Below are 8,595 nucleotides of genomic sequence, written 5' to 3' on the forward strand. Positions count from 1 at the left end.
GGTCCCTCATGTGCTAATTTCAAACTTGGTGGCTGCTCATCTGATCTCCATATTTCAAGAGGAATATCGTGTTCTGCGCCCGCGAGCGCCGATGCCTCCGTTTGCCGTGCGCTTCCGCCGCTTCACATCGCTGAACACAACCATCCGCCTGCGCGAAGGTAAAATCTTCGTCAGCCTCTCCGATCTCATCGAAGGCGCTCCCGAGAATGTCATCCGCGCCATTGCTCATATTCTTCTCGCCAAACTCTACAAGAAGCCCATCGATCCGGCGCACAACGTGCGCTTCAAACGCTTCACGACCAGCGCGGCCGTGACACGCCAGACTGAACTGATCCGCCACGCGCGCGGAAGCAAGCGTTACTCCGGCCCGCAGGGCCACTTCTACAACCTCGAAGAAGTCTTCGACGCTCTCAATTCGCGTTTCTTCAACGGACTTCTCGGCCGCCCCGAACTCACCTGGAGCGAGGGCATGGCCAAGCGTTCGCTCGGCCACTACGACGCCGCCCACAATACCATCGTCGTCAGCCGCGTCTTCGATCGCCCATCAAGTCCGCGTTACGCCATCGAGTACCTGCTCTACCACGAGATGCTTCATCTCAAGCATCCCGTCAGGATGCGCGGTCTCCGCCGCTGCGTCCACTCCCGCGAATTCAAAGCCGACGAAGCGCTCTTCCCCGAACTCCGCCAGGCCCTCGCCTTCATCAAGCGCCTGTAGGCCATCCGCTCCCGTCATCAACTCGATCCCGCGCGTTAGAATTCTTCGCGATGATCTCCAACCGATTTCAGGGAGCCCAAATGACTGCGCAGTCTTTCGCTCAATCCTCTGCCATCACCCGCCGCAAATTCATCCAGTCCGCCGCTGTAGCCGCCGCATTCTCCGCCAGCCCGTTCGCCCGCGCACGCCGCGTTCCGGCGCACGAGCGCATCACCATCGGCGTCATCGGCTGGGGCATGATGGGCCCCGCTAATACCAAATCTTTCCTCAGCTTTGACGATTGCCAGGTCATCGCCGCCTGCGATATCGAGAAGAATCACCTGCAAACTGCGGTCGACACCGTCAACACCCACTACGGTAACAAGGATTGCGCTGCTCTCCACGATTACCGCGAGATGATCGCGCGCGATGACATCGACGCCATCATGATTGCGATCCCCGATCACTGGCACGCCATCGTCGCCACTGAAGCCGCCGCGCGCAAAAAAGACATCTACGGTGAGAAGCCACTTGCCCGCACCATCGCCGAGCAGCAGGCAATCGTTCGCGCCGTGCATCAGAACAACATCATCTGGCAGACAGGTTCATGGCAGCGCTCGCTCCCGCAATTCCGCAAAGCGGCCGAGATCGTTCGCAACGGACTCATCGGCAACGTCACTCATGTCGAAGTCGGGCTGCCTGGCGCACCCCACGACTTTCCCAACACCGTGCCCGCGCTGCTCAGCAAGCTCTCAGCACTCCCTGACAAGATCAAAGACCCATGGCAGATTCTGCCCGGCACGCCGGCCTGGGATCTCTCCGTCACGCAGCCGCCGCCTGATCTCGATTACGACACGTGGATCGGCCCCTCAAAGATGGAGCCCTACATCGACGCCCGCGTCTATCAGAACTGGCGCTGGAACTACAACACCGGCGGCGGCCAACTTCTCGACTGGATCGGACACCACGGCGACATCGCGCACTGGGGATTGGGCTTCGATCTTACCGGCCCCTCCGAGGTTCAAGGCTTTGGCGAATTTCCACCAGTCAACGCCGTCTGGAACGTCGCTCTGAAGTACACCGTCGAGTGCACCTATCGCAAGGAAGTGACCGGCTACTCAAATGACGTCTCGCTCACCATCGGCGGAGGCTCTCCGGCCATCAGCATGGGAACGAAATGGATCGGCAGCGATGGTTGGGTCTGGGTCGACCGCAGCGGCTTCGACGCATCCAACCCCGAGTGGGTCAAGATGGATTCCCTGCCCGATGCTCAGCGCAAAATTCCGCTCTACGTATCGTCCGAACATCGCCGTAATTTCCTCGATTGCGTCAAATCGCGCAAGCCCACCATTACACCAGTCGACGTTGCGCATCACTCCATCATTCCCGGTCACCTCGGACTCATCTCCATGCTCGTGGGCCGCAAACTTCACTGGGATGTGAAACAGGAGAAGATCCTCAACGACCCCGAAGCCACCGCCCTCATGTCGCGTCAATATCGCGCGCCCTACAAGCTCGCGTAAACGAGGAGGGCCCACGGGGCCACTCCTTGAGGAATTTGCGTCCTGCCCCAATCGTAGAAGCTATCAAAATGTTCGCCGCCCCGGCCTGCGAATCATCGGCTTTCAGATTCCAATTGCTCCACTAATACTGCATAAAACTTCCGCAATCGACTCATACCGGACGGCTTCCGCTCTTAGGCATCGCAATAAAAAACGAGGAGGCGTCCCTATCATCAACAAAGCGAAACTCTTCCATCAATCCGGGGTCTGTGCAAGAGGAGGGTTCGGGCTCCTGCAGGCAGATTTTTCCTCGCTCTATCACAAATCAGCACAGACCGGAAGATTCCCTTCCTGCCGAGGAACTGGGACAATTAAGGCGAGACTTCAAAAAGGCTGAAGGACGATTGAGCAAGTTTCGTTCCGATTCTTCGAGAAGAGCGAGCGCGAAACATGCCCTGTTCCATTACCCAATCTGATTTTGTCCTCAGATTGCGCCCAAGAACCAGAGGCATCGTTGTCTATATGTTTCAGAGTCTTGAACTGCACAACCAAAGGAAGGACTTGAACGATTGATGATGAGCAACCAGCGCGCGCGTCGCGTACTCGTCCTCGATGACGAGCAGGTAATTGCAAATACCCTCGCCCTCATTCTCAACCGCAGCGGTTTTGAAGCGAGCGCTGAATATACCGCCGAGGCCGCAATCCAAAATGCCTGCGAACACTCGCCCGACATTCTCATCAGCGACGTCATCCTGGACGGGGCAACCGGCATTGATGCGGCCATCCGCATCTCGGAGATCGCTCCGCATTGCCGCGTCATTCTGTTTTCGGGCCAGGCGGTTACCGCCGACCTGCTCGAACACGCCCAGGCCAGCGGACATCGCTTCGAATTGCTGGTGAAGCCGGTACACCCGCGCACGCTCCTCGATCGTCTCAATCAGATCAACTAGACGCGGATAACTCTCAACGCGTCGTTCAATCGACACAGAAATCACGTCGCAGAAACGCGCGGCACTCTTGCGTTCGATGATTGTTGCCAAAAACTGATGAAGCGGAATTCAGGCGGTCGAGTTCGTCGTCTCCGCGTCCGCGGGAAAGAACACTGAAAACACAGTCCAGCTCTTGCCGGGAACAACGCTGCTGCGCAGCCGGATGCTCCCATCATGTTTCCGCAGGATATTCGAGCTGACCCAAAGACCCAGCCCAGTCCCCACGTCCCGCTTGGTGGTGAAGAATGGTTCGAAAAGCTTCTTCCTGACATCGGGAGCGATACCGGGGCCATTGTCACAAACCGTCAAACGCACGCCGGCTCTCTTGTGCTCCTTGTACTCATACGCGGAAGCCAGCCGAATCAAAATACGTCCCCGATCGCCGACCGCGTCGATGCTGTTGTTCAGCAGGTTGGCAAAGAGCTGCCTGATCTCGCCGGGAATTCCCATCAGCGTCGGGTTCTCCCGAATATCGGTCTCGATCGAAACCTGCTTGTTGCGCGCTCTTGCCGAGAAAACTGAGACCAGCGGCGTGATCAATTCCCCGAGCGTCAGCAGACGCGCACCCTTGTTCTCGCGGTAGAAGCCCAGCGTCTGTTTTGTCAGCAGCGCCATGCGGGCCAGTTCCTGCTGCGCCTGCTCCAGGAAGATCTTCCCTTCCCCATTCCCCATACATCCCTGCGCCAGGAAAACGAGATTCGTTACAGCCTCCAGCGGATTGTTGATCTCATGCGCAATCGTCGCCGCCAGCTTCCCGACTGTGGCCAGCCGTTCCGACGTGTGCAACGCCTTCTCGATCTTCTTCTGTTGTGAGATGTCCCGCGAAATGCTCGCCACGCCTACGATTTCTTCGTGGTCGCTAAACACCGGCGATAAAGTCAGCGACACATCGATGCGTTCGCCGTCTTTTGTCAATCGTGCCGTCTCGAAGTGCTCCGTTCTTTCTCCCCGTGCGACCGCCGACATAATCCGGTCTTCGTCCGGGAATAACTCCGCCGGGATGATATTCCTGATCGATCTCCCAATCATTTCCTCGGCTTTGTGACCAAACATCCGTTCCGCGCAGGGATTCCAGCTCGTCACCACTCCGTTCAAATCCTTGCCGATAATCGCATCGTCGGAGGATTCTACGATCGCTGCGAGTCGCTGCGAAGCATCCAGTGCGGTTTGCAACCGTGCCTGACTCTCTTCGATTTGCTGCCTGATCTCGAACTCGCCGCTGATATCTGTATTCGTGCCGAACCAGCGAGTAATTCTGCCGCCTGCATCTCGCATCGGAACCGCGCGTGTCAGAAATGGCTTGTACTCCCCGTCTTTGCCCCGCAATGGAATTACCATCTCAAACGCTTCGCCCGATCCCAGGCAGCGCTTCCACTTTTCAAGGACCACCGGCAGGAATTTGGAGTCGTGCACCGATTGCCAACCCCAACCGCAGTTCTGTTCCGCAGTGGTGCCCGTGTAGTTGTACCAGCGTTCATTGAACCAGCGTATATATCCGTCCGGATCCGCCATCCATACCAGGTGCGGCATGGCATTCGCCATGCTCCGAAATTCTTCTTCCCGCTCGGCCAATGATTCTTCTCGCCGCTTCTGATTCGTAATGTCGCTGACGACGCCGAAAAATCGTGATGTTCCCAGCATTCGGCGCCCCTTCGCGTAATGGTGGCGCAGACCTAGTTTCGGATGTTCATAGCGATACTCGAGATCCAGGAACCCCGTGCGTTGACATTCCGCCATTGCCAGCTTCATGCGCGGCCAGTCGCCAGGAAAGATTCGTGACGACCATGTGCGATAAATTTCTTCACCCGGCGCCTCGGGATCGGTGCCGTACATCCGATGCATCTCCATCGAAAGCGTCCGCGTATTCTCCACCGGATCCCACTCCCACGTGCCAATCTGAGCTGCCTCCTGCGCCAGGCGAAGGCGCTCCTCGCTCAATTCCACCGCGCGGCGGTTCAACACACGATCGGTTAAGTCGACGGCGAGCACAAATATTCCATCGACTTGCCCGGTTGAACCACACGTCGGCTGAAACATGAAATCGAAAAACCGGTCCTCGACGATCCCAGTACCTGGCGTCTGGACCCTGACTTTGCAATCGCTGGCGCGATACGGCTCGCCTGTTCGGTAGATCCGGTCGAGGATTTCGAGGATCCCGGAATTTCCAAGCTCTGGCAGGGACTCCGGAATTGATAGCCCAAGGAGTTCGCCAGACCTGGAACGGCCGAACGCACGCGCGTAGAGATCATTCACATAAGAAAACCGATGTTTCGGACCGCTCAGAAACGCGATGGCAGTCGGAGCCTGCGCCAATAGCTGCTTCAAGCGAACGCCGTTCGCCTCACCTGCACCGGCGAGGTTGTCTGCGCTGTTCAGTCTCTCATCCTGTGAAATCGTCATCGGGCCCGCGCTCCAGAAAAGGTTTCCTCGCGCGGCACTTCACTCCCACGCAATTTCAAGTCGAATGTTCAAGATTGATCGATGACCATGACTCGCGATCAGTCTCAGCCGAGGCAGAAGTCGCGCCTGCGGGAGACTCCAGGAAGCAATATCTTGCGAAACATAAACCTAGAGGTAGTACAGATAGAGATGCAGTACACCCTTCAGCGATTAGAGGACAGATGTGCTCTTCTGGTTGTCCGGGAAAAGGCCGCACAGGCCATGCAAATCGATCAGGCGGCTTTCGACAACCGTTCGCGAGCCCTACCCGGATCGCTCAGCGGACGGCGCGCAGCCCACCACATCAGGCCCGCCCCCACCAGAACAGACCCCAGGCTGGCCAACTGCGCATTCGAAAGCCCCGAGAGGATTTTGGGATTGCGACGAATGAACTCCACCAGGAAGCGGGCAATTCCGCTCAGCACCAGGTATTCACCCACGAGTGCGCCGGTCCCGTGTTTCTTGCCGCCCCTCCACCACAGGTACCAGCCAATCAGCAGACCCATTCCCAGCTCATACAGCGGAGTGGGATGAACGCGAACACCCGGCGGCGTCGGCTCGATCCCATTGGGAAAGCTCATCCCCCACGGCAGCTTCGTCTCAATCCCATAACAACCGTCGCCGGAAAGAAAACAACCGATCCTTCCGATGCCGTATCCGATCGCGGCCGCCGGCGCAGCCAGATCCAGCGTTCGCAATCCCCCGATCTTCGCCCACCATCCCTGAAACACGAGCGCCGAGATCCCGAACAGCATCCCGCCAAACCATGCAAACCCGGCCGTATCCCAGAGCACACGCCAGCCCATCTCTCGAAATTCGCTTGGCGTATCAATCACATGCCACAATTTGGCTCCCACAATCCCGGCCAGTACAGCAATGGCCACCATCCCCACGGCATCGGCATCGATTTTGGACCGCTTGAAGCCACGGTCCATCACGAAAGCCGCCGCCACCGCGGCCAGCCACAACATCAGGCCGAAAGTGGGAATCTCGGGATGCCAGAAATGCAGATTGAGGTGGATATACGGAATCATTCTCTTTTAGTATAGACGGCCCACGGATAATAACCGGTCTCGAACTTCCGGTTGAGTGCCCGTCGAATTTCCCCGGATTTTTCACAGGTTGCGATCCGGAGCCCGGTCTTCTCGCGCGATACTGGTTCCATGGCCACCATCACTTACCAGGGACTTGAGGTTCTCTATACGCGTCAACAGATAGCCGACCGCGTCGCGGAGATGGGCGCGCAAATTACCCGCGACCTCAACGATGAGAAACTCGTGATGGTAGGCGTTTTGAAGGGCGCGGCAATTTTCCTGGCCGACCTCGCCCGCTCTGTGCGGGTTGACACCACATTCGACTTCGTCGCCGTATCCAGCTATGGCAAAGGACAGCGCTCCTCCGGCGCCGTCAAGCTCATCAAGGACCTCGACGAACCCATTGAAGGCAAGAATGTCCTCATCGTTGAAGACATCCTGGACACCGGCCTGACGCTTGCTTACCTGCGCAAGATATTTCTGCAGCACAAGCCCAAAACCCTGCGCATCGCCGCCCTGCTCGATAAGCCCTCGCGCCGCATCGAAAAGATAGATGCCGACTATACCGGATTCTCTATACCAAACTTATTCGTAATCGGATATGGAATGGATTATGCCGAGCGCTATCGCAACTTACCCGACATCTGCCTCATGGCCCCGGACCACCCCGAGTAGGCCTATACACCCAAAACTCTCAGCTGGACGAAATCGCCGACTCGCGAATGGGCCTGGTTGCCCCGGGTCTCGTTTGTAAGTGTTGGGAGACGATGGATCTCAGCCAGCCAAATTGCCGACGATTAATGGAATTACTCTGATGACCGACGAGCGCGAAATTCTTCGCGGTGCCTATCGCGATTTCAATGCCCGTAACATTGAGGCGGTACTCTCACACATGCACCCCCAGGTTGAATGGGCGAACGGTATGGAAGGCGGTCACGTCCATGGAAAAGATGAGGTTCGCGCCTACTGGACACGCCAGTTCACCACCCTTAATCCTCAGGTGGATCCGGTCAATATCGAGCCGGGAAACGACGGCAGTTGGGTCGTCCGGGTGCACCAGGTTGTCCACGACCAGAAGGGCAACCTCCTGCTCGACACCACCGTCTACCATACGTACCAATTTCGCGAGGGACTGATCGTTCGCATGGACATAACCCAGGAAGCAACGCAGGCTGCCAATCACCCATGAGAAAATCCGCGGTCCCTTTGGTTATTCCTGTATATCGGATGTCACTGGCCCGCGAATAATCCAGGGGCTATACTCAACAGCCGGAATGAAAGAACAAGCCGACCACCTTCAGAGCGGCGCAGAAAGAAGGAGCAAGAAAATGCCAGCCATTACCCCGATCCGGGATGAAGATCTTGAGTTCGATCACGGAACCTTTGATTCAGCCGCATTCGCCAAACAGGCCCTCGCTTCCTGGCAATCTCTTGCACAAGTCATTGACCATACCCTGTTGAAGCCCGAGGCCACACGCGAACAGGTCGAAAGTCTCTGCGACGAGGCCATCCGGTATCGATTCGCCTGCGCCATGGTGAACCCCATGTGGGTTCCCACTGCGGTCGAGATTCTCTCCGGCACCGGCGTCCCTGTTGGCGTCGTCATCGGGTTTCCCTTCGGCGCATCGCTCACCTCGACACTCCGCCAGGAAGCTGCCGCCCTGGCGCGACTCGGCGCCAAAGAACTCGACATGGTCATTCCCATCGGCCATCTCAAGAGCGGCAACCATCACGCTGTGCACCACACCATTCATGCAGCCGCAACCGTCGCGCATCATAACGGCGCACTCCTCAAAGTCATCCTGGAGACCACCCTGCTCACCGTCGAAGAAAAACTGCGCGGCGCGGAACTCGCGATTCAGGCCGGCGCCGACTTCATCAAGACATCCACTGGATTCGCTGGCGGCGGCGCCACCGCAGCCGACGTGGCCCTGATG

Annotated in this window: 8 protein-coding genes; 6 read left to right on the plus strand and 2 right to left on the minus strand. The window is 57.6% G+C overall.

The window, feature by feature from the left end:
• Nucleotides 1-28 precede the first annotated feature (28 nt).
• The 3 genes from WA354_RS18015 (at nt 29) to WA354_RS18025 (ending at nt 3,146) form a co-directional block, all read left to right on the plus strand.
• Nucleotides 29-715, plus strand: coding sequence for a SprT-like domain-containing protein (locus tag WA354_RS18015; RefSeq protein WP_472814411.1), 687 nt, complete (start codon nt 29-31; stop codon nt 713-715).
• An 80-nt stretch (nt 716-795) separates the two neighbouring features.
• On the plus strand, nt 796-2,217 hold the full coding sequence (locus tag WA354_RS18020) for a Gfo/Idh/MocA family protein (protein ID WP_472814404.1): 1,422 nt from the start codon (nt 796-798) through the stop codon (nt 2,215-2,217).
• A 551-nt stretch (nt 2,218-2,768) separates the two neighbouring features.
• Entirely contained in the window at nt 2,769-3,146 is a 378-nt protein-coding gene (locus WA354_RS18025; protein WP_472814405.1) for a response regulator, read from the plus strand.
• Between the two features lie 108 nt (nt 3,147-3,254).
• Here WA354_RS18025 and WA354_RS18030 read toward each other — a convergent pair whose 3' ends face one another.
• Nucleotides 3,255-5,585, minus strand: coding sequence for a PAS domain-containing sensor histidine kinase (locus WA354_RS18030; protein WP_472814406.1), 2,331 nt, complete (start codon nt 5,583-5,585; stop codon nt 3,255-3,257).
• Nucleotides 5,586-5,857: 272 nt separating this feature from the next.
• Nucleotides 5,858-6,658, minus strand: coding sequence for a prolipoprotein diacylglyceryl transferase (locus tag WA354_RS18035; protein ID WP_472814407.1), 801 nt, complete (start codon nt 6,656-6,658; stop codon nt 5,858-5,860).
• 129 nt (nt 6,659-6,787) lie between these two features.
• Here WA354_RS18035 and hpt point away from each other — a divergent pair, with 129 nt between their 5' ends.
• From hpt to deoC, 3 genes are all read left to right on the plus strand, one after another.
• Nucleotides 6,788-7,333 (plus strand): hypoxanthine phosphoribosyltransferase, encoded by a 546-nt coding sequence (hpt, locus tag WA354_RS18040; RefSeq protein WP_472814408.1) that lies wholly within the window; start codon nt 6,788-6,790, stop codon nt 7,331-7,333.
• A 139-nt stretch (nt 7,334-7,472) separates the two neighbouring features.
• Entirely contained in the window at nt 7,473-7,847 is a 375-nt protein-coding gene (locus tag WA354_RS18045) for a nuclear transport factor 2 family protein (protein ID WP_472814409.1), read from the plus strand.
• Between the two features lie 139 nt (nt 7,848-7,986).
• The coding region (gene deoC / locus WA354_RS18050) for a deoxyribose-phosphate aldolase (RefSeq protein WP_472814410.1) at nt 7,987-8,595 on the plus strand (609 nt) is incomplete at its 3' end.

It is taken from the genome of Occallatibacter sp. (assembly GCF_049802275.1).
Classification (GTDB): Bacteria; Acidobacteriota; Terriglobia; order Terriglobales; family Acidobacteriaceae; genus Telmatobacter.

Bases quoted from the DNA above. Each gene is read 5' to 3' on its own strand.
- WA354_RS18045 (WP_472814409.1), top strand. From the start codon at position 7,473: ATGACCGACGAGCGCGAAATTCTTCGCGGTGCCTATCGCGATTTCAAT.
- WA354_RS18030 (WP_472814406.1), bottom strand. From the start codon at position 5,585: ATGACGATTTCACAGGATGAGAGACTGAACAGCGCAGACAACCTCGCC.
- hpt (WP_472814408.1), top strand. From the start codon at position 6,788: ATGGCCACCATCACTTACCAGGGACTTGAGGTTCTCTATACGCGTCAA.
- WA354_RS18035 (WP_472814407.1), bottom strand. From the start codon at position 6,658: ATGATTCCGTATATCCACCTCAATCTGCATTTCTGGCATCCCGAGATT.
- WA354_RS18020 (WP_472814404.1), top strand. From the start codon at position 796: ATGACTGCGCAGTCTTTCGCTCAATCCTCTGCCATCACCCGCCGCAAA.
- WA354_RS18025 (WP_472814405.1), top strand. From the start codon at position 2,769: ATGATGAGCAACCAGCGCGCGCGTCGCGTACTCGTCCTCGATGACGAG.